Raw genomic sequence first — 25069 nt, forward strand, 5'->3', positions numbered from 1 at the left:
AGCGGAGATGGACGCCATGACGGTAGAGGAACTTCTGTTATGGCGTGATCAAGCCGCTGCGCGCAGTGGCGGAGATCAATAAATGGCAGACCGCAAATTAAATATTCAGGTTGCTTTCAGTGCCCTGAATAATATGTCCCGCCCTGTCAGTGCGGCGCGCCAGAGTGCCGCCGCGCTGGCCTCTCAAATCAAGCAGACGCAAAGCAGCATCAAAGGGCTTGAGCGTCATGCTTCCAGCTTTGACCGACTGACCGCAGCCAATAAGAAGACCACCGATCAACTGGCTCAGGCAAAGACGCAGGCGCGTGAAATGGCGGCGGCATTCGGCCCGCTACGCCAGCGCAGCGCTGAGCAAGTTACCGCCCTCAATCAGCAGCGGGCAGCGATCCGCAACCTGACAGCCCAGCAGAAAACGGAACAGGCCCAGCTCAACCAATTGCGCGCCAGCTTCTACAGTGAAGGGATTGCGATCAGCAGTACCAACCGGGCAACGGAACAAATCAGCCAGCGCACCGCGCAGTACAATCGCCAGCTTACTGAGCAGCAGCGTCGGCTTGAGTCTGTCACTCAGGCGCAGGCCCGCTATGCCCGCGCCAAAGAAACCGGCGAGAAGCTGCAAAGTTCAGGCATGAAGACCGCAGCGACCGGCGCGGCGGTACTTGCCCCCGTAGCAGCCGCCATCAAGAGTTACAGCAGCCTGGAAGATGCCATGAAGGGCGTATCCAAACAGGTGAATGGCCTGCGCGATGATGACGGCAACCGCACCGCTCAGTTTGCTGAGATGCAAAACGCTATCAAAGACGCCGCCGAAAACCTGCCAATGCCCAACGGGGCCGTTGACTATGCCGCACTGGTAGAGGGCGGCGCGCGTATGGGTGTGGCTAACAGCGATGATCCATGGCAGAAGCAGAAGAAGGATCTACTGGATTTTGCCAACACCGCCGCCATGGCCTCAAAGGCGTTTGAGCTGCCTGCCGATCAGCTGTCGGAAAGCCTGGGCAAAATCGCCGGTCTGTATAAAATCCCCATTCAGGATATTGGCAAGCTGGGCGACGTCATCAACTATCTGGACGATAACGCCAAATCAAAAGGCTCTGACATTATCGACGTGTTGCAGCGCGTGGGTGGTGCTGCCGATCAGCTCGGCTATCAGAATGCGGCGGCACTTGGCTCCACGTTCCTGAGCCTTGGTGAACAATCCGAAACAGCGGGCACCGCAGTTAAAGCGATGGTGCGCGAGCTGGGCAACGCAATGGTGCAACCAGATCGGTTTATGGAAGGTCTGGACGCGCTGGGGCTAAGCGCTGAGAAGGTGCAGAAGAACATGGCAAAAGACGCCATGGGCACCATTATGGCGGTGATGGAAGCCACCAAAAAGCTGGAACCAGATAAGCAAATGAACGTGCTTACTCAGCTCTTTGGAGACGAATACGCAATGGCGGTTTCCAAAGTCGCTAACAACCTGCCAGAGCTGCGCAGGCAGCTCGAATTAACCCACGGCACCGCGTCTAAAGGCTCCATGAAGCGGGAATCCGATATTGATAAAGATTCACTCTCATCACAGTGGCAGATAACCAAAGCGGAGTTTGGCAACAATTTCAGTGCGCTGGGTGAGTCCATGCGCGGGCCAATGATGGCGATCATGAAATCAGTCGGCGGCGTCCTGCAATCAATCCGGGGCTGGATTGAAGCCAACCCGGCGCTGGTTGCCGCCATCATGAAGACCGTAGCCGCGATCGGTGCCATTCTCACGGTACTGGGTTCGCTTATGCTGGCGCTGGGCGCAATACTCGGCCCGATGGCGCTTGTGCGCCTGAGCTTCACCACACTGGCTGGCCCTGGTGGAGCAGGGGCACTGACAGGCTCAATAACTAAGCTGACCGGCTCACTGCGTGGGCTTATCCCGTCACTATCTGGGGTTGGGCGCAGCATTAAAGACTGGCCCTCTATCTTCCGCGCAGCTGCATCCGGTTTAGGGCAATTGGGTAAACAAGCATTCAGCGGTGTAAGCTCGGCATTAACAACCCTCTCCCGTGCAGCGGTTGTCACCGGACAGGGTTTATTTACTTTATTCACGCAACCTATGACCGCGCTTACCTGGCTTGGTAATGGGTTAAGAACTCTCGCCACATCTGGATTTGGGACGCTTCTCAATGTGGGGCGCACCGTATTCATGGCGCTAGGTGGTGGCTTATCACTTTTGCTAAGCCCGATCGGTGTACTGGTTATGGCTTTGGCTGCTGCTGCCATCGCCGTTATTAAATTCTGGGAGCCAATAAAAGCATTTTTCACTGGCTTTTACACTGGCCTGATGAGTGGATTGCAACCATTAACCACGGCATTTAGTACCGCTTTTGCTCCATTAGCTCCAATCTTCGACTCAATCGGCACCGCTATCAGCGGGGTTTGGGATTGGTTCACCAAACTTTTAGAGCCAATTCAGTTTTCCACAGAAGCACTGGAATCATGCACCAGCATGGGCGAAACGTTCGGCAAGGTTGTTGGTAGCGCTTTATCTGCGTTAACCCCGATAATTCAAGGTATCGCCGACGGGATAAGTAACATACTCGAAACGCTGGGTTTAATTCCCGATGCCGCTGAGCGAGCAAGAGCCGCCACTGAGAAAGCCAACACGCAGAAGAAGCTCACCGGGCTGGCGGATACGCTTGCCGGAGATCTGAAAGCCGTCACCGCGCAATCGAAGAAGGAAGAAGAGAAGAAGGAGCAGAAGCGGAAAACGGAACAGAGCCAGCAGCAACAGGCGCTTGCCAATAACCTGAAAGGCCCGGCGAACCTCGCACCGAAGATCAGCGGTAGCCTGGATAAAATCGCCAGCAACACGGCAGAGAAGAAAGACGGCCCCGGTGAAATCGTCTTCAAAAATAAACAGCCGTACATTCCTATCCGTGGCGGGTACGCCGAACCGGTGCAACAGGTTCAGCGGCAGGTGCCATCACTCACCGCATGGATGCAACAGCAGGCTGGCGCGCTCGTTTCTTCGGTGCTGCCGTACAGCGTTCAGCAGCCTGCCGCTCGTTCGCCAGTGTCGGCGGTTCCGTCTGCGGCTTCCGTCGCGGCGCTGATGCCTGGCGGCGACGTGTTTAACTTTGAAATCAACATCAACGACGCGGGCCAGATGGATGAACAAAAACTTGTCCAGCGCATCCGCGAAGAGTTCACCGTTGCCCAGCAGCAGGCCGCACGGCGCAAACGCTCGCAACTGACCGACCACGAATAAGGGGCAAAGCCATGATGATGATATTGGGCATGTTTCCGTTTGCGCTGCAAACGACGCCCTACCAGACGTCGAACCAGTCGAATACATGGCGACACGTCAAAAACGATCGCGTGGGGAAATCCCCGCGCTATCAGTACATAGGCCCGGATGAAGAGCCGATCACGCTATCCGGTACGCTGTACCCGGAAATCAGCGGCGGCGACGTGTCGCTCACTACGCTGGAGACAATGGCATACACCGGCAGAGCCTGGCCCCTGATTGAAGGTACCGGCAAGATTTACGGTATGTATGTGATCGACGGGTTAACCCAGAATCGCACTGAGTTCTTTCAGGATGGGAAAGCGCGGAAGATTGATTTTACCCTCAGCCTGAAAAAGGTCAGCGAGGATATCAGGGAGAAGCTGGCGGAAATTACCAACAATGATGTGCTGTCTATGGTGAAAGCGGGGGTGAATTTCTAACTTTATTTTTTATGGCCAACACGTTCATTGTTGGCAGTGTGGTACCGAAATCATCGGGCACCGTCACTTTTAACCGTGCTACAGCACGGTCATTTATGGCGGTGCTGTAGCTTCTATCAAAGGTTCCTATGCTGCAGGCTTAACTGGCCACACAGGTTTTGCTAGATCAACCTTCGTTACCTCATAGCGATATTTTTGCCACGTAGTCAGTCTTGGTTTGTCTGCATCGTCTATATAACCACCCTCCAGAGCATCCTTAAGTGGCTCTATAATTGCAGTCGCCTCAGAAATCAAAGTCTGCTTCTGCGCGCTCACCTGTTCGATTAGCTGTTCCTGCGTCGGGGGAGGATTGGCAAGCAACATCGCTTCATGGGCACTAATTTCCTGCCACCCTTCCTGTATTTCCTCACACCAAGAGTCAGCATTCATTTCCATGATATCGATGCAGAAAATCACCCCGACCACGTCTTTAAAGAATTTTTGCTCTTTGATTACCGTATTCATTAGCGAAGCTCCGACCAGGTCAGAATTGAATTAATGTTACTTGCTGTAAGGTTGTAAGTTGCTCCTGGTGGCACAATCGCAAATACGTTACCCCTGATGTCAAACGAGCTGTCAGTCACGGCAAAACTTGAAGCCTCTGTGCCATTAACGGCAAGTGACAACTGAACTCCAGTCTGACGTGATGCCATTATTCCGGCGATAGAAACTGCAATTGGCCTACTTGTAGAGTTGGTATACGTCACCCCGGCAGTACGGTTGGCTTTCACGTTCTGCCATGACTGAGATATACCCAGCAGCGTTGCGCTAACATTAGTAACATCATCCAGGAGCGCCATAGTTCCGTCACGAAGTGGAATATTAATAGCTCCACGGTAAGTGTCGTTTGTATAAACAACAATTCTCTGACCGTTTTGGGCTGACAGAATTATTTTTGCGGCACCATATTTTGCTACGAGCCCTTCTCCAGAAGATACTGGTCCTGTAAAAGATTGCTCTGCAGCGCTCGATTTATCAGCAAAATTAACCAAATCAGATGTAAGAGCCATCGTCCCAGCTTTTGTAGGAACATTTATAGCGCCACGATACTGCCCCCCGTCATAGATAACTATTTGCAAACCGTTTGTGGCATTGAGCGATATTTTACGTGTAGTGCCATCAGGTGACGTCGCTGTCACGCTGTCCTTTGAAGAGAGTGGCCCCGCGAAATACTGCAAAGCGAGGCTTCCTCTATCTGCGAAATAGGTCAAACCAAGGTACTGAAGAAGTCCCGCAACATCCTTGCCACTCAGGTTGGTCAGCGTGGCGTCTTTCTGCTGCTTTCCAGCAAGCGCATTCGTCATGGTAGTGGCGAAGTTCGGATCGTTACCCAGTGCAGCCGCCAGTTCATTCAGTGTATCCAGCGCCGCCGGGGATGATGCCACCAGTGCCGCAATAGCTGATTTCACAAATGCCGTGGTGGCAACCTGCGTATTGTTCACGGTCTGCGCAGCAGTGGGTGCCGTTGGCGTTCCGGTCATGGTCGGGCTTGCCAGTGGAGCTTTCAGCGCCAGTGCGTTATTTAGGGCCGTGACCACAGCCTGCACAAAAGCTGTGCTGGCAATCTGTGTGGTATTGGTTCCTGCCGGTGCAGTTGGTGCTTTCGGCGTCCCCGTCAGCGTAGGGCTTTCCTTAGTGGCGTACTGAGTATGAGGGTCCGCTGCGGCAAGGTGTTTAGCCATCAGATCATCCACATACACCCTAAGCTCCAGCACCTTGTCATCCACATATTTGCGGGTTGCCAGAACCACTGACGGGTCAATTTTCAGGGTAATGTTATCGGTACTGCTGGTAATAAGCACCATTCGCACCGTCTGCGTGCGTCCGCTCCCCTCAGCCAGCTGCGGCTTGTAGCTCTCAGGGCAATTGCCCACGGCAATCAGTGCGCCGGTTTCATCAAAAAGACCGACCTCACGAATCCACCAACCGCCCTCAGTTTCGGGGATCACCTGCTCAGCAATAATCTGGCTGCTGTTCTGCGGATCGATATACAGCATATTCAATGCCGCACGGCGCTTTTCAGCAACCAGCGCTGTCTGCTGCGCGCTGGGCGTTGGCAACACTCCACCACCGTCGCCCACAGCCATCTGGGTAATCTTAAGCGGGACACCAAGCGCGGCGGCGCTTGCCAGTTTCGCCGCGCCGATATCCGTCAGCAGGGTATAAAATTTTGCGCTCATGGATTCACTCTCATTGTGTCAATAACATGGACCGCCCCGCCCTCGTAAGCGGTGCCGGCGGAAATAATGGTTTCGTTGATATACGGGTAGATCGTGATTTCCTCTCCGGTGTAGGTGGCTGCCCCCACAAAATAGGGGCCGCTGGTCTGCAGGTTGATGGACATGCCGACCAGATGGCGGCTGCACGGCTTGGCGTCACCAATCAGGCGCTCCAGTTCCAGATAGGTTTCTTCCGTAATGCCCTGGTCCTGCACGCCAATATCCAGGCGAAACGTGCCCGGTTTCTCGCCGGTCTGCCACCACTCAATGATGCGGATCAGGAAGCCGAACGGCTCCACCACGCGCCGCACGGCGCTGGTTGTTCCCTTGTGCTGATGGATGTAGAAAGCATCTTGCACCACGCGGCGCTTGACGTTTTCCGCCCAGCTTTCGTCCCAGCGATCAACGGAAAAAGCCCACGCCAGATAGGGCAGCAGGTCAACCTGGCAGGTGTACGGATCCCAGAGCTGACGCAGCGGTACCCGCACTTCCCCCAGAGAGGCGCAGACGCGGGCGGCGACACGCTCAAGGCGCGTTGAGCTGGGCGGCGTGAGGGTTTTACTCATCGTATCCCCCAACGGTTATGGTGTAGCCGGTACAGTGGGACGCCTGAGTATCATCAAGCACCATATCCGCCACCGGCTGCGCCAGCTCCACCCGCTGCACTCCTTCTACATGCAGCGCGGCATAAATGGCAGACAGCCGGATATCCCGCCCCAGACGACGCTGATCGGCTATGTACGCTTGTAACTTCTGCTCAGATGCCTGGCGGATGGGTTCCGACTCCGGCCCCGGATAGATATACAGCGTGGCATCAATCTCATAAGGCACGATCTCCGCCGCCTGCACGGTCACGCGATCGGCAACCGGGCGCACCTCTTCGCCATTCAGCGCGCTGGCAACGATATCGATCAGCTCCTGGCTGGCGGTGCCGTCACCCTCGCGGGAAAGCACAGAGATGGTAACGCAGGCAGGCGTTGGGCTTACGGCAGACACATCAGCAACGCGCCCATCAGCAGACAGGCCGAAAAATTCATATGCCGCCTTTGGCCCGGCGACGCTCAGCCCTTCAAACGCCTGCGGTGTGCGGACGCGCAGATCGGCATCCGATTCCATCACTGCAGGCACAGGCGGTACAACGCTGTCATCTTCCGGCGTGATGGTCAGGCGCTCCACATTGAAATTTGCCGCCAGCTGATCCAGATCACTGCCCACGGAGTACGCTACCATTACCGCGCGCGCCGCTTCGTTCACGCGCTGGCGTAACAACAATTCGCGATAACAGTTTTCTTCCAGCAGCATGGTGATCGGCTCAGATTCCAGCGAGAGAGTGCGCCTGATAACGTCCTGCTCATCTTCCTGGTAAAGCGCGATAAACGCCTCTTTACGCTCATTGAACAGCGTTTCAAAGTCCAGCGGCTCCACCACTACCGGAGGCGGTAATTGTGAAAGGTCAATTGTTCCGCTCATGCCTGCACCTGCCTGCCGATCGTTACGTCCGTGGTAAAGGGTGATTGGGTATCGGTACGACTGGCTTTGATGGTGGCAACCATCTGCCCCGCCCCGGTTTCCGTCAGCACAATATTGGTCAGCGAGATACGCGGCTCCCAGAGGAAAAGCGCGCTGTATATCGCGGACATAATGCGAAGGCGCGTTACAGCGTTACCTGGCTGATCAATCAGGTTATTGAGCTGCGAGCCGTAGGCGCGGCGCATAACGCGAGAGCCAACCGGCGTTAGCAAAATGTCATTGATGGACTGAGAAATGTGCTCGTTATCGGTGAGCGCTTCACCGGTTTCGGCGTTCATCCCGCGATATCTTGCGCTGGTCATTGTGGGCCGTCCGTCTGGCTTTCGCCACGTTCTACGCCGCCATGTTTGTGGGTATGCACCACAACGCCATTTGATGTAATGCTGCCGCCGCTATGCTCAACATTGCCGGTCATCTTGCCACCCTGTTTCATCTCAAACGTGGAGCATGAGAGCTTTTGAGTGCAGATCACTTCCGGCGTATCAAGAGTGATTGAGGTTGTTGCGGTGCAGGTAATTTGTGGGGCCGTCGCTGCGATGGATTCCAGCGCCTTAACCGTTGCGCTCTTCACTCCAGTAACAACCAGCGCACCGGCTTCCGGGTCATAGGCTATTTTCGCCCCGTCAGGGAACAGGATCACATCTGACGCCGCGCCGCTATCAGGTGGCTTCACGCTGTCGCTGTACAGGCTCCCCCAGATAATCGCGTTGTCAAAGTCTCCACCCGGAGACAAAAGCAATACCTGCTCACCCGGCGTTGGTGCCCACCATGTAACCGCCGTTCCCGCCCGTAAGGTTGCCCAGCGGATCCAATCGGCATCATTTCCCCCGCTTTTCACGCGGGCAACGTAGCGCTCATGATCGACTTCGGTCACGGTACCGACGCGGACAACATTACAGAGCAGGCGGTTGAGTTCGTTCAGGTTCATAAGCTGGCTTGCGTTATTAAATTTACAGCCAGTTTCATGATCCACGCGCGCGCAAGCAACGCGCTGGCGTTGTCAGGAGTTGGTAACAATGGATGGCGGTACCGGCAGACACTGCCAGCTATGACAGTGCCGGGAAAAAACATCGAGCACCGTCACTTTTAACAGTGCTGCAGGAAGGTGTCAGGGTTGCAGAAAACTGACGATGGTATCCGCCAGCCAGTCGAGATCGCTTTCCGTAAAGCCCAGCAATTCACGCGCGGGGTAACGGGTGCGGGCACCGGGTGCCACGGTATCAACCTCACCATACTGGTGAACGCTGGCGATCTCGGCGGTATGCCCGGAGTAACCCACCACGGCGGCGCTGGCGGTACCGTATGCCTTGAGAAAGCGAGCGGTGCGCAGGCGGCGGAACATCTTTTCTTTGCGGGTGGTGGTGCGCTTGGTCTGGTTAAGATGGATCTCAATATAGCGCTGAATATCGCGCTTATAGAACGTGCGCAACGCCCCTTTATCAACATCATAACCGGTGATAGCACGCTGCTCTCCGCGCCCGGTGGTGCGCCAGTTGCTCAGCTCACGGGTTTCATCTTTCCACAGGAATTTAACCCCGCCCTGAGTGCGCAAAATCTTACGGCGGCGCGGTGTATAGCTTTCCCCGCTGGGATTTTTCTGGCTGTTGATGCGCTGCTGCTGGCGTTTGCGCAGGCCAATAGCCACTTCGCGCGTGAGCTTACGGCGCTGGCCCGGTGCGAGCTGCGCCGCCACGGTTGCCAGATAATCATCAAGGGCATGAAACAGCGGATCAACGTTCATTTAGTCCGTCCACGTCTTGCCGCTTACCGTATCTTCAAAGACCAGTGACCAGGCACCCAGCTCCGGCCCCGGCATAGGATCAGCACGGTGATGTATAACCGGCTTACCCTCTTCAACTTTGACAACAACCGCCTCACTGGCCTGAATTTTGATAAGCACGTCCATGGTGGAATTGCTCAGGATATCCGCTTCAAAGGTGATGCCATCGCGGGCGCGGTCAGGGTTGAATAGCAGCTCAGGCTGATACAGGCGCGCCCATGCCAGAATTGGCAGGCTGAGGGAATCCAGCGGCTCAGGGTAATCCATCGCCAGCACCTCAATGGTGTACTCGTATTCAAACGAGGCAGAGCGCTGCCCGGTGCTCACCATGCGCCCCTTCTGTACATACACCGCCAGATTATCAGGGTTGTCACGCAACCATGGCACCGCGTGGCTGATATGCTTGCGTAGTAGATCGGGTTTAAGCATGTGAAGCCCTCACGAAAAAGCATTATCGCAGGCATCCACAGACACCTGCTGGAATGCTTATTCTTCGACAACCGCGCCTTTCGGCAAATCTACGGCACCAAATACCGGGCACCCCGGATAATTATCATCTTCCACGGCATCCAGCACCGACTGAGTAAACCACTCAGTACGCGCGCATTTGTCTGCCGCCTGATAATGGATCAGATACTGATTCTCGCTATTGGCGTATTGAGCGCGGGCCTGAATCTCGCCCCACTCATCGCTAACGCGGATATTCACCAGTTGCGAGAGGCTAAACTTAAAATTCTGCGGTGTAGCCGCATACTGCATTTGCTTTTCCATCACTTTCCCTTACCTATTGAATTATAAGAAGCCTCACAGGCTAATCCTCGGATTCTTGCCTGATCAGCAATTGCCGCCAGCTCTCCCGCTCGCTGGTCAGCGCGGCGGAACAGCTCGGCAAGCAGCTCGCTGCCGGTGGTGCCTGTCGCGCTTTCGCTGGCAGTTGCGGCACGGCGGGCGCGTTCACTTGCTGCCAGTCTGGCGGCGAGTTTTGCGGCTTCGTCATGCAGCCCGTCAGAAACAGCGCGGGCATGGTCAGCATCAGCAGCAGCCTGAGCAATCTGCCCCTCAGCCCTTTTCTCAATCGCATCTATTTCACCCTGTCGGCGTTGTTCTTCAGCTCTGGCTTCTGCCTGCCGCTTTGCCAGCGCGGTAGCATCGTCGGCATCCCGCTGTTTCCATTTAAGTGCCCATGCCGTATTAGCCTGGCTGGCACCAAACCATGAACCAGAAAGGAAGACACCACCCAGAATTAGCGCAACCAGAAGGCCGCGCCAGTGTCGCCTGAGCCAGTTCAGAATCATGCAGGATAAGCCGCATAAGGTAGCTGGAAGTGAGGGCCGTCTTTCAGGGTTTTCCAGTCACCGCCCCATTCAACGGGGATATTCAGCTCTTTTCCCGCCTGTTTGAAGGCTTCGGAAATCTGCTGGTAATATTTCCAGTCCCATGAGCCTGCCGGAGTGGGATAAGCAAACACATCAACCGCATGGCCTGAAATATGCCTGCTGTTCATCGTCTGACTTTTCCCCTCAGCAACAAGCTGTTTTTGCCGCTCTACAGTGCGAAGCCCTTCGGTGATACCAAAATCAACGGCAGAAAGTTGAAGGGCGCGGCGGACGACTTTCACAAGGTCAGCGTTAACACCTTTCAGGTTATCTTCACTTCTCTGGCTGAATTTAAATTCACTCATTTCCTTTCGCTCCCCCGATACGGGTTTCAATAAAGCCGGTCACTTTGTTGCGCACCTTGTCAGCCCCCATAAAACCTATGGATGCGCCCACGAAGGTAACGGCATTAGACGGCAAGCCCAGATATTCCAGCGAACCGGCAACCGCCAGCGTAACGATCCCGCAGACCAGTGAACCGGTGGCGGTTTTCAGCATTGACTGACCGTCATACAGACTCATAAGCGCCGAAATGCTCAGCGCAGCGCCTGCCGCGTAAAGCGTCGGCAGATAAGTAGCAATCCATTTCATTGTTTGTTCCAGCATCCCCGTAGGTACGTCGCTCATGGCAACCTCTCAATCCCATAGCTGCACGGTTTCCCGCTGGGTGGGTGGTGGTAATTCGGGAAGATAAACAACCTGCCCGGCACTCAGCAGCGGGCCGCTGTCGCACAGCCCCGGATTGGCTTCATGCACGGCTTCGGTTACTCCCGCCGTCCTGCCGTAATACCGCCAGCAGAGTTCATCAACGGTGTCATCCTGCTGCGCCTGCACGTTCATCAGCACAGCTCCGCAAGGCCGCGATCTTCATTCTGGATATCGCGAATCGACCAGCGAACATCACGCCAGAGCGTATCTATCTGGGTGCTGAGCGCCTGCGCGTGGTCATCCCCTTTACTGGTGGTATCAATATCGCGATACCCTTCAATCAGCAGGGCTTTGGTCAGTGACCAGACGGCATTTTTATAGCGCCAGACCTTCACCGATTCGCCATTCACCGGATCGGCGGGGATCTCCGCCAGAGTCAGATAACCGGCATCAACCTGAACCTGACGCCACAGAAGAAGCTGATCGTTGACGTGGGCCACTGCCTCAATGGTGCGGGACATAAGGCGATCGGTCGTTACCTGCCCGTCAAGGCGCATCGCCCGGCGCAAATCAGCCAGCACGATGACAGGCCAGAAAGGCAGGCTCTCAACCTTTGCGCCGCCATCGTCCGGCGCGGGATCTGATGGCGGTCTTACCGGTTCAGTGGCGACCAGGCTCATACAGGACTCTCCATAAGGCAGGCGGTGGACGGTGTGACGCAGTAGAGGCTTGGCCTTATTACGTCACACCGTGCCGCCTGGTGCGCGGGGGCACATTCGTTATGACTTCGCGTTTTTACGCGTCGTCTTGTTCTTTGCTGCTGGCTTTTCCTGGCTGTTTTTCGGCTTTTTGGCTGCGGTGGTGCGCGGCGCTTTCTCCGGCGCTGCTTTCACGGCCTCTGGCTTCGCTTCCGGCTGTACCGGTGGCGTATCGCCCTCACCTTCTACGCCGCTGGCTGCGGTCAGCTTTTTGATATTGCGATCCAGCAGTTCGATATCACGCGCCACACCAATTTTTGCGTTGAGCCTGATAGCTTCCTGCAAATGCGAGCGGGCAAGCTGCTGGGACTCAACGTCCTGATTAAGGCGCACGGTGTACCCCATGACCTTAAACAGCTTGGCCCTTACCTGATCGGGCATATCTTCATGGGTGGTGATGCCGTTCAGCGCGTTGAGGTTGTCAATGCTCACGCTCGCCTTTGCCGGGTTCGCTTTGAAGGCGGCAAGGATGGGATCGCAAATTTCTTCAACCAGTACCGTGGCGGTGGTGCGCTTGTACTGGTCAGGCATCGGGATTTTATGGCGCAGCACGTACTGACCTATCCGCAGCGCCTGCGCAATATCACCGGCATCCGCCGCCCAGATCATTACGGTGGTGATCACTTCATCCGCCTGGCCTGTATCCGCTGCCAGTGCGCCATCAATCCACGGCAGGTAATCCGGCAGGCGTTCGCTTTTGAGCTTCGCCTTACCGGCATTCGACTGGATGCGGCTGAGGTCGGCTTTATCCATGCGCAAGCGGAAAAGCACCTGCTCGTAGGCTGTTCTGTCGGCTGTTGTCGCCCCGCGATTACTGCGGCGCTCTGCCATCACCCGATCAAAGTGTTTTTGTGCTGGTGTTAACATTTATGCCCCCTGAACAGGCCAGCGCACTGCTGGCCTGCGGCGTCTTATGGTGCTGGGTCTGGCTCGGCGGCGGTGATGCCTTCGATCAGACAGCCATAGCCGTAGTCTTCAATGACGTAAGCATCATTCGAAGAGCTGTACGTTGAGACACGGTTATATTCCGGCTCTTCAACGATGCGGCGACGGTGCCCACCTTCCTGCCAGTAAATAGACAGGTTTTCCCAGGAGGTAATGAACATGCTGCCATCAGGGAAGAATGGCGCGATAAATGACGGGAGGTTGCCGATCGTTTTACGTGACGCAATCAACTGCCCGGCAAGCGCTTCGGAGTTCGGGTTATTGGTGCTGACAGCGTTGATGATCGGGAATGAACGGTTTACCGTCAGATTACGCCCGGTAATCACCACCAGATCAGGCGAATCCTTGTACCACTCATCCATTAGCGAGTTGACTGCATCAAATACGATGGAGTCATAGTTACCGTAATCACCTTTCGCGATCACCTGATTGGTGTCGTCACGGCTGGTCACGGTGACATCTTTCATCACGCGCTGAGCTGCGTTCGCACGGTACTGCTGGAGCCAGCCGATACCGCAATCCTGCAACAGCGGGTTGGCGGCGCGGTCTGACTTCTCCGCGTAGCTGGTACCGTTGAAGCCGATCATGATGCGATCGAGCGCAATACGCTTGATGATCTGATTGCTGAGGCGCTGCTGAAAGTCCGGGAATTTTGCCCAGGCATCAAGCTGCGTGTACGGCGTAAAGGTATCGGCGTTCACCTTGTTACAGGTGTACTTATTCGAATCCAGCGCCGCCACAGAGGTAGGCTGACGGCGATCCGTGGTGGAATTGTTGGTACTGGATACCGGGCCACTAACACCCAGCCCGATTTTTTCACCGGTCTGATCGTTAACGCCGTAAATGTTAATTTTTTTCAGCATCTCAGACGACTGCTGGATCTTATCCTCAAGCGTCTGCTCAACGCTCGGATCAATGCTGTACGCCTTGGTGATGTGAGCAGCACTGATATGGTTCAGTTCAGCCTGTCGCTGAATGTACTTATCAAACAAATCGCGGGTTGTATTACGCATCTTATTTTCCTTTCCTGAGCCTGACGCACTGAGCCTTATCAGCAATCAGCCAGATGTTGAGTTGATTGACCATCGCCGCCAGTTGCAGGCGGGCGCTGGCTGTACTGATCGGCGTCCTGGCCTTTCAGTTTCTCTTCCAGCGCTTTGAAGTCCTTACGCAGACTTTCCAGCTCGGTAGCGTCAGCCTTACCTTTCACCGCAGCGGAAAGCTGGGTTGTGCTGTCCAGCAGCTTGCCCTGGCTCTCGGCAATCGCCTCGATAGCTTCACGGTTTTCACCGTTCTGCTGGCTAAACTGCTGTTGCGTACCGCCCAACAGCGCCTTAACACGGGCAAAGAAGTTTTTGCCTTCATCCTGCGGCGGCTGCTCATCTTCAAATTCCATCGTGGATTCAACGGCGGCGGTGAAGAAACAAGCCGGATCATGCTTACGGGATGCCAGCGGGTTAACGGTGTTTTTGGAACAAAACTCCATCATTTCCGTGCCCAGACTGGCGGGGCTATCGGTACAGGCCAGCCCCATCAGGTAGGCTTCGCCGGTATCTGCAAAAGAGGGATGCACTTCAATGCTGTGATAAATCTTCTGGCGGTTCTTTTTCAGGGCAACCAGATCATCAGTGGCATCAACCTGCACATACAGGCCCATTTTGCCTTTCAGCGGCTCTTCGGTGATCTCCTCTGCCTTGACGGCAATAACATCGCCATAAGCACGAAAATCACTGTTTGGAGAGTAGCCCCGGAGGTGCTCCAGATTGACGCGGGCACCGTATACGGTTGGGTTAAAGCGTTGAGCCATCTGCACAATGTGCTGACGCTCCAGCGTCCGACCGTCGCAGGTAGCACCCTCGACAGCAACGCGAAATGGTTTTGACTTTGGCATGTCGAAATCCCGAATGAGTGAGTGATATTAACCAGTGCCCCTATCATTCCCGCCGCAGCCGAAACGCGCAAAGCGTTGCCGTTGTTGCCGTTTTCCGACAATGACAACCCAAAGCGACGCGCGCGCGGGCGCGGTACTCTGCCAGCATGAAACAGACTTCCCACGATGAGCCACGGATTGCCGCTAAGGTCATGTACTGGCAGGCATACAGCATCACGCAGATCGCAAAATCGATCGGCGTGAGTACCAACACCCTGTATTCATGGCGTCGCCGCGATAAGTGGGACGAGTCCACCGCACTGGAGCGCGTACAGGATCGGATGCAGGTGCGGCTATTACGTCTGACGGAAAAGCCAGACCTGACGGCGCATGACTTCAAAACCATTGACCTGTTAACCCGTCAACTGGTGCGGATGGAGCGCGAAGAGCGCCGCAGCGAAGAGAAGGGGCGCGAGAAGAAACCGAAAAACCACTTTACGGAAGAGCAGATCGGGGATCTGCGCACTTTGGTGCTGGATTCACTCTACGAGCATCAAAAACGCTGGTACAAACAGCGCGAACGCCGCAACCGCTTTATTCTCAAATCGCGCCAGATTGGTGCCACCTGGTACTTTGCCCGCGAAGCGCTGTTACGAGCGCTGGAAACCGGCAACAACCAAATCTTTTTATCGGCCAGCCGTGCCCAGGCGTTCCAGTTCAAGAAGTTCATCCAGCTACTGGCTGCACAGGTTGGCGTTGAGCTGAAAGGCGGCGACGCCATCACCCTGAGCAATGGCGCAACGTTCTACTTTCTCGGCACCTCAGCAGCAACAGCGCAGAGCTACACCGGGGATCTGTATCTGGATGAAGCATTCTGGATCAATAATTTCCTTGAGCTGCGCAAAGTCGCCGCAGGTATGGCAACCCATGAAGGGCTGCGCCGTACCTACTTTTCTACGCCATCCACAGAGGAGCATGAGGCTTACGCATTCTGGACTGGCGACCTGTTCAACAAGGCAAGGCCCAGAGGTGAACGGGTAGAAATAGACGTCAGCCACAAGGCGCTGAAAACTGGCAAGCTGGGCGGGGATGGGATCTGGCGGCAGATTGTCACCATTGAAGACGCGGTAAAACTCGGCTTCAACCTGGTGAAAATTGAAACCATCAAGATGGAGAACTCCCCAGAGGAATACGACAACCTTTACCGTTGCCGCTTCGTCACCGTGGGTGAACGCGCCTTTAACTACAACGCCATGATCGGCTGCTGCGTTGACGGCTTCAACGATGATGTATGGCCCGACTGGAACCCATTCGCACCCAGACCGATAGGCGATCGCGGGATATGGGTAGGCTACGACCCCAATGGGGGAAGCGGTAATGGTGACTCTGCCGGGCTGGTCGTCATAGTTCCGCCAACGGTGCCGGGCGGCAAGTTCCGCATCATTGAACGCATCCAGCTTAGAGGTATGGAGTTTGAGGAACAGGCAAAAGCTATTGAGGCACTTACTGAGCGTTACAACGTCCAGCACATCGCGATCGATGGCACTGGCGGCTTTGGTGATGCCGTCTGGCAATTGGTAGTCAAATTCTTCCCGCTGGCGGTGAAGTACCAGTATTCCGTACATCTCAAGCGCGCCATGGTAATGAAAGCGCTTATGTTGATTCGTGCCGGTCGTCTGGAGGTGGATGCGGGAATGCTGGATCTCGTCCAATCATTTATGACGGTTCGCAAGGTGCAGAAAGGCGGGGTTATGACCTACGTTTCCGACCGCAAACGCGGCAGCAACCACGGCGATCTTGCCTGGGCATCAATGACAGCTTTGTATAACGAGCCGATCGGCAGCGAAAGCGGCGGCGGTAGTGACAGTTTTGTAGAGGAGTTTTAAACGTGAGCCGCAAAAAGCAAAAGTTTCAGGCCAGACCTCAGCCGGTTGCCAGCGAACAAACCGCAGGCATTGAGTCATTCAGCTTTGGCGACCCGGTAGCCATCACCGATCGCAGCATGTTGCTGGATTGCATGGAGTGTGCTGATAACGGCGTATATTTTGAACCACCGATCAGCCCCTACGGCATCGCCCGGATGTTTGATTCAACGGCCTATCATCAGTCGCCGCTGGTCTTTAAGCGCAATGTGATCACATCCTGCTACATCCCTCACCCGCTACTGAGCAGGCAGGAAATGAGCGCGTGGGTGCTGGATTATCTGGTATTCGGCAACAACTACATGGAGGTGCGCCGTAACATGCTGGGCGAACCTATCGCGTTGAAACATGCCCAGGCTAAATATACCCGGCGCGGCAGCGACCTGAAAAAAGATCAATACTGGTTTATCACCCGTCGCGATGCAGACTACCCATTCAAGCCGGGCAGCATCTGCCAGATAAAAAACCCCAGCATTCACCAGGAGATCTACGGCGCACCTGAATACATGGCCTCGTTACAAAGTGCCATGCTCAACAGTGAAGCGACCATGTTCCGCCGTAACTACTACATCAACGGCAGTCACGCCGGGGTAATCGTCTACCTGACCGACCCGATCGCCAACAACAAAGATGTTGAGAGCCTGAAGAAGTCATTGAAGGATGCACGCGGCGGCGGCGCTTTTAAAAACCTGTTCGTATACGCAGCAGGCGGGAAGAAAGACGGCTTGCAAATCCTGCCATTCAGCCAGATAGCGGCAAAGGATGAGTTTACCGGCATCAAGGACGCAACGCGGGATGATATGCTTGCCGCGCACCGCGTCCCGCCTCAACTGATGGGGGTGATGCCAGGCAACGCCGGGGGGTTTGGTGACGTTGAGAAAGCCGCCCGCGTCTTCTCAATCAACGAGCTGACGCCGATACAAGAAAGCCTGAAAGAGCTGAATGACTGGCTGGGCATTGAGGTGATCCGCTTCAACCCTTACGCCCTCGCAACCCCATCAACAGCCGCCTGACCATTCAAAAAGATTGATGCCCCACCCTGCCAGAGGGTGAGCGCAGCCAGCCCGAAAGCCAAACGCCATATAAGCCCCTCAGCGCCACGCTGGCAGGGGCTTTTCTTTTCCACCCCCTCACCTGACCACCTCGCAATCACATCCAAACAGAGCCGCACAGACGCGAAAAGCGGCATGAACAGGTATACCCTCCTTACCCCCTCAGCGCGCGATGGTTCCCCCGCCTCGCCCGCACACAAAACCCCCGTCTTTTTGTGCAAACTTGCAGATCACGGCAGGCCGCGCCGCGTCTGGGCTTGTCTGGCAAAAGTACCGTCAAAAAAATTGTGCAATTTAATGCGGGATTGTGCGGCAATTTCTACAGAAAATAAAAAAAGGCCATCAATGACGGCCTTTAGAGATGAAAATCATCAATATGGATACTTTTTAGAAAGCTCTTCGAAGTTTGCAGCAACCCATGATTCAACAGCTTTTGTGCTTTGAATCGTGCCAGGCAGATAGGTGCGAATCATCCACTCACAAATTTGCCGTGTTTTGATGGCGAGGTCTGCCCCGTTCTGTCCATGCAGTGCATTAAGAAAATCAAGCACCTCATATTTTTCATGCCTGTTAAAGCGCTTGGCATCTGAAATAATCTTGGTTGGGTCGTCACCAGCTGATCGGGCGTGGTTAACGTAATCTTTATAAAGCAGATCCCCATCTTTCATTTTTGGCATTTCTATTCCTTTAAATTTGACTAGTCACCCAAATGGGCTTAGCCAGATTAGTGCCTGTAATGACTAAAATTATTGTTTCAGCTCTCATTTCCAAAAACGCACACAGCATAAGCACCGCTTCGCGATGCTGCGGACTCTTTGCCGCCCGCGCCCGCAGAATCGCCATAACCTGCGCAACAAGTTGCGAAGGTTATAACGATTGCCATTCAGAAGACTGGATTAATCTTGCGGTGATAGAGCACTTCCCACAGCAGCGATATCAGCTCTTCCTGCCTGATATCCACGGCTTCGCTGGCATCATATTTAGCCATCAGCTCATTGATGCGCTCAACAGATAATGGGCCTGCGGAATTTACCGCTGATCGGGAAGATGGGAGACTGCTTTCTTCAGGCGGATGCTCTTCACGCCATTTCTTTGCCGCCCTCTCATTCATCAACTGCCATTCGGGATATCGGCTAAATAGCTCACGCTCGGTACTGGTTCGCGCATCATGGCCTTCATCTGCCAGCCGCGCTGGTTCTGGCTCGCAGCTTTCAGACAAAGCAATATCTTCGGGAGCGTCAAACGGTTTTAACCCCTTGCAGGTGCAGCAAATGCGATCATTAAAATAATACTTTTCCTTGTAGTGCAGCTCGTTACCACACTTACGGCATCGCTTAATTTTGTTACTGATGAAATCAATTACTTCCTGCTCTCGCTGTTCTTCGTCAAACATACGCGCTGCTCCTGATTCCTGGTGCCAAACAACCTGTCCCACGCAGCCGGATCAGCTTTTTTCAACATTTCCGCATAGCTGCCAACGGGATCATGCCTGATATCTCTGCTGTCAACATTATGACTTAGCTTCATATGCTGCCACAAATCGGCGGTCTTCCGGTCAGCGCTGTTATCTTTTCTGCGTCTCAGCTCTCCGCTACTGGTTGCGGAGACAATAAAGCCATCAATTCGCAAGCACTCACCGCGTAGCAATAACGATAACTGGCCTGTGCTCAGCTCTATGCCTATTGATCTGGCAAAATCATCCAGTGCCGCAATGCGATCGGCTGATATAGGAGCTGGCGCGGTAACAGCAGGCATATCCCTTTCCTGCTGCCTCAATTCTTGAGCAACTTTTAGATAGCTCTCCGCCCTGACCTGCTCAATATCATCACAATCTGATGCCGTAATGGCATTAGCCAGCGCCTCAAACTCATCAGCAGGTGATTTTTGCCGTTCCGGTTTGTAGTTTCTGATGCTTTCGTTGAGCCGTTTTTTCTGCTCGTGGGTCATTTGACCAATTTCATACTGTTCAGGCTCAACTGGTGGCGAATTGTCACCCCCTGAAATTGTATGTTTTTTGACCTCAGTACAGTTATTGACACGAGTCCTAGGGGGCGCAGACGCGCCCCGAAGGTCAAAATCAAAGTCAACGGCCTGCCCGGAGTCGTCTAAAATCTCCGGTTTCTTACGTACAATGCGGTAGGTATGCAGGCGGGTTTCAATTGGTGGGATGTGAACGGCTGGCATCATCAGACCTTTGATAAGATCCAGATACTCGCCGTAATCATTCGGCTCGTCTTTCTGCTGGTACCAGATGCGCAACGGCAGATCACGGCGGGCAACCAGTGCCCCGCCCTGCAACTGGGTGTATTGCTGCCAGTCGCCAGCATCCGCAGCACGGTGCAGCTCAGCAAAAAGCGGGTTTATCTTGTCGGCCTGTTCCTGATTGCGGAACCGGCGCAGCTCACGCCAGACAGATACCGGCGCGCCGCCCAAAAACTGAAACTGACGGATGCCCCAGCACGATGCCCACGCGGTAGCGTGTTTAGCCGTTTCTTTCAGCGGCTTGCCGCTTTCGTCGTCTGTTTCACCGTCGAGCGCGTAACCATCAATGTTTTTACTGATGTACTTCACCACGTAGCCGGTGGCGCTGCCGATTTCCTGATCGATCGGTTTCATCTCGAAGCGCGGGCGGTTGCCGTGCTTGCCCTGCAACTCTTCCGCATCCTCACGAGTGGCGTAATCTTCCATTACTTCCAGCAGTTCCGCGGAATGTTCCGGCAAAGAGAACAGCAGACCATGCCAGTGCGGCGTACCATCGTGGTGAGACTCAGCTACCCGCAGACCAAATACAGGAATTTCACGGCGGGCCAGCTCTGCACGAATCTGTTGCCATACCCGATTAAGATAGCGCTGCGTTGCTCTGGGGCTGGCACCGTTCCATTTGGGATTACGATGACCGAATACGGTATAGGCGTGGTATTTGGATGGTGCTGTCAGAGTAAAAAACTGGCCTGCATAGCCGCTTTCGGTGGCAACTTTCTCAAAACCACCAATGCGGGTCATGAGTTCAACGCGGCGCAATGCCGGGTTAGAAATGCTCTTATCAATCTGCTCAATAAGTGAAATACGCTCTTTGGTGTCTTGGTCTTCCAGTTCAAGACGGGCCATGATCGCGCGGCTACGTTTACGCCTGGCATCCCACTCATCAACATGGTGCTTACTGCAATACGGTGCAGCGCCCCGCTTCACGTCACCAAATGCAATATGCAAGTGCTCACGCCAGCGGGTGGCGTACTTTTTCAGATTCCTGTTCCAATAGCGATCGTCCAGCATCTTGCTGATGCCGGTAGTGGCATCATCAATAAAGTGCGCTAGCCTGATTCTTGGCGGCGTCAGGCAGAAGAGGCGCGCAAGGCCCGCCGCTTCGTCGTAAAGGCATTTTGCATACTGGCGATCACTCAGCGTTTCTACCGTTTCGTGAACTTCACTCAGTACAGACCGCATGTAGATAGCAATATCCTGCGCCAGCAGCTCAACATCTTCCGCCGTGAAGTCCGGCAGGCGGTTAAAGCGCTCAACTAATCCGTGCAAAGTATTAAACGTGTGGTAAAGCGGGTTTAACTCATTGAATGCTGTATCCGCCTGAGATTTTGCCTCATCGGTCATTGCTATAGCATATTGCCCATTCACCATGTTGATGGACGGTAACTCCCGGCGAATGATATTACGCAACTCAGAGCGGGCTATATGCCTGCCCTTCATGGTGTGAATGCTGTCAATACGGGAAGCCAGACGCAGACGAATAAAGCGAGGTAGCGGCGAAAGGGTAACTTTCACCCACGCCAAAAACTCCTGTTCTTGACCCAGCTCGACTAGATCAACAACGGGAGTCTTATCAACACAAATGGCAGCTTTCGGCTTCTGCCATTCGTAAGCGTACCGGGTGGCGTCTGGTGCGCTACCCGGATATGGAGGGGGCGGCGTTGGAGCGCCGCGCCCACTTGCTGCGGTGGTCATCGTGCGCCCATGTACCGATCAATCATCTGGTGCTGAATATCCAGCCCCAACTTTTCAGCAAGCGCGTATTCTGCTTTTGCCCCAGCAGACTGCTGCCAACCGTCCAGCATGAAGATGCCATCAGCGCAGCGAAGCATGGCAAGGCAGATATCCACATACTCCGCTTGCTCTAAGCCATCCGGCAGGATCGCCGGATTAAGAGCAACATTTCCGCGCCGTACAATGTGCGCGGCTGCACGGTGAAACGCCGGGCGATTAAAGCCAGACAAACCGCTCATTGGGCCAGCGATATAGATTTTTGACATTACAGAGCCTCCATTTCTGAATCGTCCGCGATGCCCAGGCATTCTCTGCTGCTCTCGCAGTGTCCGCACCCACCTGCCGGGCATCCTTCAACGATGCCCAAAGTGCCGATCACTTCTTTAGCCTTCTGTCTGTTGCTAGCGTCAGTGCTAACAGAGCGCTGCACGTCGATTTCATGCAGGTGGAAGCGGTGGTAAATCTCGCGGGTGGTTTCGGTGTCACTGTTGGAAATGACCACCGGCGCGCCATATTTGCGGTTAACTTCCAGCAGCTCCGCCGCTAAATGGCGGTGGTGCTTCTCGGTGAATGGCTCGGTGTGGTATTGGGTGAAATTGGCGGTTTCGCTGGCAGGCAGGTACGGCGGATCGCAGTAGATTGCTTCATCCGTTCCAACCATCACTTTGAGGGTGTTTTGAAACGAGCTGCACAGAAAAATAGTTTTTGTGTCGTTGGCCTTCTCAGCAAACTGGCGGATCTCCGCCTCTGGGAAGTAAGGCGCGCTTTTGTGCTGACCAAACGGCACGTTATAACCGCCGCTCTGGTTGTAACGCACCACACCGTTGTAGCCGTGGCGGTTGAGGTAGAGAAACAGGGCAGCGCGGGCCACATCAAGCAAACCTTTTGTACCGTTGAAAATGCGGCGGTTCTGTAAGTATTCTTCTTTGGCGTTGCCGGTCGCAAAGAGCGGACGGGCAAGATCAATAACCAGCTCAGGGTTGCTTTTGACCTCACGATAAAGGCGGATCAGGTCTGGGTTGATATCCGCAAGGATATAGCGGCGATAATCGGTATTGAGGAACACGGAAGCGCCACCAACAAAAGGCTCAACGAGGCAACCAGCCTTTGGTAAATGCGGCAGTAATTCAGGCATCACGCGGCTTTTGCCACCGGGCCATTTGAGAAGTGAGCGGATCATAATGCCGCCCCCGTAGCGCCTTTGGCTGCGAGGCTTTTTAGGTTGTCTGAGAGCTGGGCGATCTGATTCCACACATCAGCGGCAGCGTTATGCTTTTCAGAATCGACAAGCCGATTTGAGGCATACCCACAGACAGTAAGCGCAACCTCTTCAACCGTCCTAACGTCGCGGACATTCCAGAAATTCCAGACCGGTTTTAAATCTACAGCGCGCAGTGCGTTGTAGATAATCGGCATATCGTAATCAGTGCCGCGCGCCCAAACTTTCACGCTCGCGAGATCACAATATTCCAGGATAAACATATTTAATTCACTAAGAGCTACAGGGAGGGAGTAAGCCCCTTCTTTGATTACTTCCGCTCGTACTTCTCCCGACTGCTTAAACCACCATTTGATTGTTTCAGCGCCCAGCGTTCCACCGAATGCCTCACTGCTTTCAATAGCAATGCGCCGATACATTGAGGCGGAAACTGCACCTGACATAGGGTCAAAAATTGCCGCAGCAATAGACGCAATCGCCGCAGTTGGCTTGTTATCCATGGCTTCAATATCAATCATTACGTGCTTCATTTTGCTTTCTCCTGGGTGCAGGAAGCCCGGCGCGGTGATGCGCCTGACTACTGGTTAATCATTCAGTGACTAATTGACTGCGCCATCCGGCGCGGGTGGCTGTGATTCGCGTAACGCCTGAATTTCAAGGCGTGGCGCGGCATAATCGGGAAACTCCCACGGCAACGCCGCAGCCAGCTCGGCAAGGCGCTTGATGCCCAACATCAGGCTCACTTTGTCCTGAGAGCTGAACTGTTCGAAAGGCATGGTGAGATGGGAATGAGTCAGGGACGGCAGATCGTTAAACCGCTGCGCTGCTTCGTTTGCCAGCAGGATGATCGCCTTTTTCTGAGTCTCGCCCAGGCGGTTGAAACGGCTCGCCGTGTCATTGGTGCGGGAAACCGAAATACTCGACTGCAAACGCGCGCGCTGTTCAAGGAACATCTGACGCCCGGATACTGGTTTTTCTTGCACGATACTCATAGCCCTATCCCCCATCACTGCCGCTTATCAGGCGCGCCACTCGAAAGTAACGCCCCGGATAAGCACCGGTTGCCCGGTGCCTCTCTTACTCGTCGCCCTGCTGCTCTTTGGCTGGCTTAATCGCAGGCCATACCAGAACAACGAGCGCCCCCACGAAGAACAGATCGCCAACCGCTGAGAGCAGATAGCTGGTGAAGTCCACCGCTACCACCATGAAAGCCAGCAGCAGAACCAGCGCAGGCCGCAACATGCTCAGCATCTGGTTCATCAGATGTAATCCTCAACGCGCAGGCCCAGACGACGCCCAACCTCTTCCAGTACCTTCTGCTCTTCCGGCTCGATCTCGCCGTCAGCTTCGGCAATGGTCAGCATGTTGACGAAGACTTCCTCCGCCTCTTTCGGGTCATTTTTGATATCTTCGATTTCACGCAGGATATTCATGCGACCAACGCGGAAACCTGCCTCAAGCTGTTCGGTGAAGCGGGTGATCAGCGCGGTGATTTCGTTGCCGTAATGGCTCAGGCGGGGATTCGAGCGGAGCAGCTGATCGAGCTTTGCGGTTTCCTCTTTCTCAATTTCACCATCAGCAGCAGCAACCAGCAGACAGCCGCCAACAATGGCCTCCATCAGATCGCGGTTTTCAACTTTCTTTAATTCAACTTTTACAGCAGCGGTTTTTTTCTTGAACATGCCAAACATAATTAACCCCTTTTTTGGGTGAGTGAATGCGCCATCACTTAATAAAGTGACGACAGGTAGAAAAAGTTTTATCTGTTACTTAATTACTAAAGCAGCTTTCTAAATAAACTTGCTAAGGCACTAAATAAGCCTTTGTTTATCTTCTTCGTATAAACAAAAGGCTTACTCATACCTTTAATAAAGCGCACCTTATTCGGTTCCGGTTTAAAGAAACGCCCGTCTGGGCATTCAATCCAGCCGCGTGTATTGCGGTAGTGCGTGACCTGGCAACCGTGCTTTAACAGGCTGGCAAGTGATGGGGCGTTATCGTTCATATCGTGTACCT

At 54.3% G+C, this 25069-nt stretch carries 32 protein-coding genes; 5 read left to right on the forward strand and 27 right to left on the reverse strand.

Annotated elements, in window-relative coordinates; genetic code table 11:
* The first annotated feature begins 7 nt into the window (after positions 1-7).
* From ACQG11_RS08735 to ACQG11_RS08745, 3 genes are read left to right on the forward strand one after another with little or no spacing between them, the layout of a single operon-like run.
* Complete coding sequence (locus tag ACQG11_RS08735) at positions 8-82, forward strand: GpE family phage tail protein (RefSeq protein ID WP_326490683.1); 75 nt, start codon at positions 8-10, stop codon at positions 80-82.
* Complete coding sequence (locus ACQG11_RS08740) at positions 83-3238, forward strand: phage tail tape measure protein (RefSeq protein ID WP_426728307.1); 3156 nt, start codon at positions 83-85, stop codon at positions 3236-3238.
* An 11-nt stretch (positions 3239-3249) separates the two neighbouring features.
* Complete coding sequence (locus tag ACQG11_RS08745) at positions 3250-3699, forward strand: phage tail protein (protein WP_426728308.1); 450 nt, start codon at positions 3250-3252, stop codon at positions 3697-3699.
* 126 nt (positions 3700-3825) lie between these two features.
* On the opposite strand, the gene ACQG11_RS08750 is transcribed toward ACQG11_RS08745, so the two are convergent.
* The 17 genes from ACQG11_RS08750 to ACQG11_RS08830 all read right to left on the reverse strand — a co-directional run bounded on the left by ACQG11_RS08750 (position 3826) and on the right by ACQG11_RS08830 (position 14885).
* Positions 3826-4203 (reverse strand): tail fiber assembly protein, encoded by a 378-nt coding sequence (locus tag ACQG11_RS08750; RefSeq protein ID WP_286480745.1) that lies wholly within the window; start codon positions 4201-4203, stop codon positions 3826-3828.
* Positions 4203-5918, reverse strand: a complete 1716-nt coding sequence (locus ACQG11_RS08755; RefSeq protein ID WP_426728309.1) for a phage tail protein — start codon at positions 5916-5918, stop codon at positions 4203-4205. The genes ACQG11_RS08750 and ACQG11_RS08755 overlap by 1 nt, the downstream gene beginning before the upstream one ends.
* Positions 5915-6523 carry a phage tail protein I gene (locus tag ACQG11_RS08760; protein ID WP_426728310.1) on the reverse strand — a complete coding sequence of 203 codons (609 nt, stop codon included), beginning with the start codon at positions 6521-6523 and terminating at the stop codon, positions 5915-5917. The genes ACQG11_RS08755 and ACQG11_RS08760 overlap by 4 nt, the downstream gene beginning before the upstream one ends.
* A complete protein-coding gene (locus ACQG11_RS08765) occupies positions 6516-7427 on the reverse strand; it encodes a baseplate assembly protein (RefSeq protein WP_426728311.1) in 912 nt (303 codons plus the stop codon). Before ACQG11_RS08765 ends, ACQG11_RS08760 begins: the two co-directional genes overlap by 8 nt.
* Entirely contained in the window at positions 7424-7789 is a 366-nt protein-coding gene (locus ACQG11_RS08770) for a GPW/gp25 family protein (protein WP_103848526.1), read from the reverse strand. Before ACQG11_RS08770 ends, ACQG11_RS08765 begins: the two co-directional genes overlap by 4 nt.
* On the reverse strand, positions 7786-8415 hold the full coding sequence (locus tag ACQG11_RS08775; protein WP_103848536.1) for a phage baseplate assembly protein V: 630 nt from the start codon (positions 8413-8415) through the stop codon (positions 7786-7788). Before ACQG11_RS08775 ends, ACQG11_RS08770 begins: the two co-directional genes overlap by 4 nt.
* 180 nt (positions 8416-8595) lie before the next feature.
* The gene (locus ACQG11_RS08780; protein ID WP_060568737.1) at positions 8596-9228 is read right to left on the reverse strand and encodes a phage virion morphogenesis protein; all 633 of its coding nucleotides are present in this window, start codon (positions 9226-9228) and stop codon (positions 8596-8598) included.
* On the reverse strand, positions 9229-9696 hold the full coding sequence (locus ACQG11_RS08785; protein WP_426728312.1) for a phage tail protein: 468 nt from the start codon (positions 9694-9696) through the stop codon (positions 9229-9231).
* Between the two features lie 57 nt (positions 9697-9753).
* Positions 9754-10038, reverse strand: coding sequence for a hypothetical protein (locus ACQG11_RS08790; RefSeq protein WP_063922335.1), 285 nt, complete (start codon positions 10036-10038; stop codon positions 9754-9756).
* Positions 10038-10562, reverse strand: a complete 525-nt coding sequence (locus ACQG11_RS08795; RefSeq protein ID WP_103848535.1) for a DUF2514 family protein — start codon at positions 10560-10562, stop codon at positions 10038-10040. The genes ACQG11_RS08790 and ACQG11_RS08795 overlap by 1 nt, the downstream gene beginning before the upstream one ends.
* Positions 10559-10948 carry a M15 family metallopeptidase gene (locus tag ACQG11_RS08800; RefSeq protein WP_103848524.1) on the reverse strand — a complete coding sequence of 130 codons (390 nt, stop codon included), beginning with the start codon at positions 10946-10948 and terminating at the stop codon, positions 10559-10561. The genes ACQG11_RS08795 and ACQG11_RS08800 overlap by 4 nt, the downstream gene beginning before the upstream one ends.
* On the reverse strand, positions 10941-11270 hold the full coding sequence (locus tag ACQG11_RS08805) for a phage holin, lambda family (protein WP_001514729.1): 330 nt from the start codon (positions 11268-11270) through the stop codon (positions 10941-10943). The genes ACQG11_RS08800 and ACQG11_RS08805 overlap by 8 nt, the downstream gene beginning before the upstream one ends.
* A 9-nt stretch (positions 11271-11279) precedes the next feature.
* A complete protein-coding gene (locus ACQG11_RS08810; RefSeq protein WP_001514728.1) occupies positions 11280-11483 on the reverse strand; it encodes a tail protein X in 204 nt (67 codons plus the stop codon).
* Positions 11483-11971, reverse strand: a complete 489-nt coding sequence (locus ACQG11_RS08815; RefSeq protein ID WP_001514727.1) for a head completion/stabilization protein — start codon at positions 11969-11971, stop codon at positions 11483-11485. Before ACQG11_RS08815 ends, ACQG11_RS08810 begins: the two co-directional genes overlap by 1 nt.
* Before the next feature lie 99 nt (positions 11972-12070).
* A complete protein-coding gene (gene gpM, locus ACQG11_RS08820; RefSeq protein ID WP_103848522.1) occupies positions 12071-12916 on the reverse strand; it encodes a phage terminase small subunit in 846 nt (281 codons plus the stop codon).
* A 44-nt stretch (positions 12917-12960) separates the two neighbouring features.
* On the reverse strand, positions 12961-14007 hold the full coding sequence (locus ACQG11_RS08825; RefSeq protein WP_101360959.1) for a phage major capsid protein, P2 family: 1047 nt from the start codon (positions 14005-14007) through the stop codon (positions 12961-12963).
* Positions 14008-14045: 38 nt separating this feature from the next.
* Positions 14046-14885, reverse strand: a complete 840-nt coding sequence (locus tag ACQG11_RS08830; protein ID WP_103848521.1) for a GPO family capsid scaffolding protein — start codon at positions 14883-14885, stop codon at positions 14046-14048.
* 146 nt (positions 14886-15031) lie between these two features.
* On the opposite strand from ACQG11_RS08830, the gene ACQG11_RS08835 reads away from it, so the two are divergent.
* Both ACQG11_RS08835 and ACQG11_RS08840 read left to right on the forward strand, forming a co-directional pair.
* A complete protein-coding gene (locus ACQG11_RS08835; protein ID WP_426728313.1) occupies positions 15032-16750 on the forward strand; it encodes a terminase large subunit domain-containing protein in 1719 nt (572 codons plus the stop codon).
* Positions 16751-16752: 2 nt separating this feature from the next.
* Positions 16753-17799 carry a phage portal protein gene (locus ACQG11_RS08840; RefSeq protein ID WP_060568730.1) on the forward strand — a complete coding sequence of 349 codons (1047 nt, stop codon included), beginning with the start codon at positions 16753-16755 and terminating at the stop codon, positions 17797-17799.
* Positions 17800-18209: 410 nt separating this feature from the next.
* On the opposite strand, the gene ACQG11_RS08845 is transcribed toward ACQG11_RS08840, so the two are convergent.
* From ACQG11_RS08845 to ACQG11_RS08890, 10 genes are all read right to left on the reverse strand, one after another.
* Positions 18210-18515, reverse strand: coding sequence for a hypothetical protein (locus ACQG11_RS08845; RefSeq protein ID WP_001514720.1), 306 nt, complete (start codon positions 18513-18515; stop codon positions 18210-18212).
* Positions 18516-18721: 206 nt separating this feature from the next.
* Complete coding sequence (locus ACQG11_RS08850) at positions 18722-19231, reverse strand: hypothetical protein (RefSeq protein ID WP_001514719.1); 510 nt, start codon at positions 19229-19231, stop codon at positions 18722-18724.
* Positions 19198-21795, reverse strand: a complete 2598-nt coding sequence (locus ACQG11_RS08855) for a replication endonuclease (protein ID WP_426728314.1) — start codon at positions 21793-21795, stop codon at positions 19198-19200. The genes ACQG11_RS08850 and ACQG11_RS08855 overlap by 34 nt, the downstream gene beginning before the upstream one ends.
* Positions 21792-22100 carry a DUF4406 domain-containing protein gene (locus ACQG11_RS08860; RefSeq protein WP_426728315.1) on the reverse strand — a complete coding sequence of 103 codons (309 nt, stop codon included), beginning with the start codon at positions 22098-22100 and terminating at the stop codon, positions 21792-21794. Before ACQG11_RS08860 ends, ACQG11_RS08855 begins: the two co-directional genes overlap by 4 nt.
* On the reverse strand, positions 22100-23014 hold the full coding sequence (locus ACQG11_RS08865) for a DNA adenine methylase (RefSeq protein WP_249358856.1): 915 nt from the start codon (positions 23012-23014) through the stop codon (positions 22100-22102). The genes ACQG11_RS08860 and ACQG11_RS08865 overlap by 1 nt, the downstream gene beginning before the upstream one ends.
* Positions 23011-23583: a 3'-5' exonuclease gene (locus ACQG11_RS08870; protein ID WP_115259786.1), complete on the reverse strand. Its 573-nt coding sequence runs from the start codon at positions 23581-23583 to the stop codon at positions 23011-23013. The genes ACQG11_RS08865 and ACQG11_RS08870 overlap by 4 nt, the downstream gene beginning before the upstream one ends.
* 69 nt (positions 23584-23652) lie before the next feature.
* The gene (locus ACQG11_RS08875; protein ID WP_115259787.1) at positions 23653-24045 is read right to left on the reverse strand and encodes a hypothetical protein; all 393 of its coding nucleotides are present in this window, start codon (positions 24043-24045) and stop codon (positions 23653-23655) included.
* Between the two features lie 85 nt (positions 24046-24130).
* Complete coding sequence (locus ACQG11_RS08880) at positions 24131-24313, reverse strand: DUF3927 family protein (protein ID WP_063922349.1); 183 nt, start codon at positions 24311-24313, stop codon at positions 24131-24133.
* Positions 24313-24744, reverse strand: a complete 432-nt coding sequence (locus tag ACQG11_RS08885) for a tellurite resistance TerB family protein (protein ID WP_063922350.1) — start codon at positions 24742-24744, stop codon at positions 24313-24315. The genes ACQG11_RS08880 and ACQG11_RS08885 overlap by 1 nt, the downstream gene beginning before the upstream one ends.
* Positions 24745-24830: 86 nt before the next feature.
* Positions 24831-25058 (reverse strand): phage filamentation protein Fil family protein, encoded by a 228-nt coding sequence (locus ACQG11_RS08890; RefSeq protein ID WP_001514710.1) that lies wholly within the window; start codon positions 25056-25058, stop codon positions 24831-24833.
* Positions 25059-25069 lie beyond the last annotated feature (11 nt).

This window comes from Enterobacter cloacae complex sp. 372C4 (assembly GCF_050030615.1).
Lineage (GTDB): Bacteria > Pseudomonadota > Gammaproteobacteria > Enterobacterales > Enterobacteriaceae > Enterobacter > Enterobacter intestinihominis.

Bases quoted from the DNA above. Each gene is read 5' to 3' on its own strand.
- ACQG11_RS08800 (WP_103848524.1), bottom strand. From the start codon at position 10,948: ATGAGTGAATTTAAATTCAGCCAGAGAAGTGAAGATAACCTGAAAGGT.
- ACQG11_RS08780 (WP_060568737.1), bottom strand. From the start codon at position 9,228: ATGAACGTTGATCCGCTGTTTCATGCCCTTGATGATTATCTGGCAACC.
- gpM (WP_103848522.1), bottom strand. From the start codon at position 12,916: ATGTTAACACCAGCACAAAAACACTTTGATCGGGTGATGGCAGAGCGC.
- ACQG11_RS08860 (WP_426728315.1), bottom strand. From the start codon at position 22,100: ATGTCAAAAATCTATATCGCTGGCCCAATGAGCGGTTTGTCTGGCTTT.
- ACQG11_RS08785 (WP_426728312.1), bottom strand. From the start codon at position 9,696: ATGCTTAAACCCGATCTACTACGCAAGCATATCAGCCACGCGGTGCCA.
- ACQG11_RS08760 (WP_426728310.1), bottom strand. From the start codon at position 6,523: ATGAGTAAAACCCTCACGCCGCCCAGCTCAACGCGCCTTGAGCGTGTC.
- ACQG11_RS08845 (WP_001514720.1), bottom strand. From the start codon at position 18,515: ATGCCAAAAATGAAAGATGGGGATCTGCTTTATAAAGATTACGTTAAC.
- ACQG11_RS08795 (WP_103848535.1), bottom strand. From the start codon at position 10,562: ATGATTCTGAACTGGCTCAGGCGACACTGGCGCGGCCTTCTGGTTGCG.
- ACQG11_RS08890 (WP_001514710.1), bottom strand. From the start codon at position 25,058: ATGAACGATAACGCCCCATCACTTGCCAGCCTGTTAAAGCACGGTTGC.
- ACQG11_RS08765 (WP_426728311.1), bottom strand. From the start codon at position 7,427: ATGAGCGGAACAATTGACCTTTCACAATTACCGCCTCCGGTAGTGGTG.
- ACQG11_RS08885 (WP_063922350.1), bottom strand. From the start codon at position 24,744: ATGTTTGGCATGTTCAAGAAAAAAACCGCTGCTGTAAAAGTTGAATTA.
- ACQG11_RS08850 (WP_001514719.1), bottom strand. From the start codon at position 19,231: ATGTTTGACGAAGAACAGCGAGAGCAGGAAGTAATTGATTTCATCAGT.
- ACQG11_RS08880 (WP_063922349.1), bottom strand. From the start codon at position 24,313: ATGAACCAGATGCTGAGCATGTTGCGGCCTGCGCTGGTTCTGCTGCTG.
- ACQG11_RS08770 (WP_103848526.1), bottom strand. From the start codon at position 7,789: ATGACCAGCGCAAGATATCGCGGGATGAACGCCGAAACCGGTGAAGCG.
- ACQG11_RS08755 (WP_426728309.1), bottom strand. From the start codon at position 5,918: ATGAGCGCAAAATTTTATACCCTGCTGACGGATATCGGCGCGGCGAAA.
- ACQG11_RS08775 (WP_103848536.1), bottom strand. From the start codon at position 8,415: ATGAACCTGAACGAACTCAACCGCCTGCTCTGTAATGTTGTCCGCGTC.
- ACQG11_RS08830 (WP_103848521.1), bottom strand. From the start codon at position 14,885: ATGCCAAAGTCAAAACCATTTCGCGTTGCTGTCGAGGGTGCTACCTGC.
- ACQG11_RS08750 (WP_286480745.1), bottom strand. From the start codon at position 4,203: ATGAATACGGTAATCAAAGAGCAAAAATTCTTTAAAGACGTGGTCGGG.
- ACQG11_RS08810 (WP_001514728.1), bottom strand. From the start codon at position 11,483: ATGAACGTGCAGGCGCAGCAGGATGACACCGTTGATGAACTCTGCTGG.
- ACQG11_RS08805 (WP_001514729.1), bottom strand. From the start codon at position 11,270: ATGAGCGACGTACCTACGGGGATGCTGGAACAAACAATGAAATGGATT.
- ACQG11_RS08825 (WP_101360959.1), bottom strand. From the start codon at position 14,007: ATGCGTAATACAACCCGCGATTTGTTTGATAAGTACATTCAGCGACAG.
- ACQG11_RS08740 (WP_426728307.1), top strand. From the start codon at position 83: ATGGCAGACCGCAAATTAAATATTCAGGTTGCTTTCAGTGCCCTGAAT.
- ACQG11_RS08870 (WP_115259786.1), bottom strand. From the start codon at position 23,583: ATGAAGCACGTAATGATTGATATTGAAGCCATGGATAACAAGCCAACT.
- ACQG11_RS08865 (WP_249358856.1), bottom strand. From the start codon at position 23,014: ATGATCCGCTCACTTCTCAAATGGCCCGGTGGCAAAAGCCGCGTGATG.
- ACQG11_RS08875 (WP_115259787.1), bottom strand. From the start codon at position 24,045: ATGAGTATCGTGCAAGAAAAACCAGTATCCGGGCGTCAGATGTTCCTT.
- ACQG11_RS08790 (WP_063922335.1), bottom strand. From the start codon at position 10,038: ATGGAAAAGCAAATGCAGTATGCGGCTACACCGCAGAATTTTAAGTTT.
- ACQG11_RS08815 (WP_001514727.1), bottom strand. From the start codon at position 11,971: ATGAGCCTGGTCGCCACTGAACCGGTAAGACCGCCATCAGATCCCGCG.
- ACQG11_RS08855 (WP_426728314.1), bottom strand. From the start codon at position 21,795: ATGACCACCGCAGCAAGTGGGCGCGGCGCTCCAACGCCGCCCCCTCCA.
- ACQG11_RS08835 (WP_426728313.1), top strand. From the start codon at position 15,032: ATGAAACAGACTTCCCACGATGAGCCACGGATTGCCGCTAAGGTCATG.
- ACQG11_RS08745 (WP_426728308.1), top strand. From the start codon at position 3,250: ATGATGATGATATTGGGCATGTTTCCGTTTGCGCTGCAAACGACGCCC.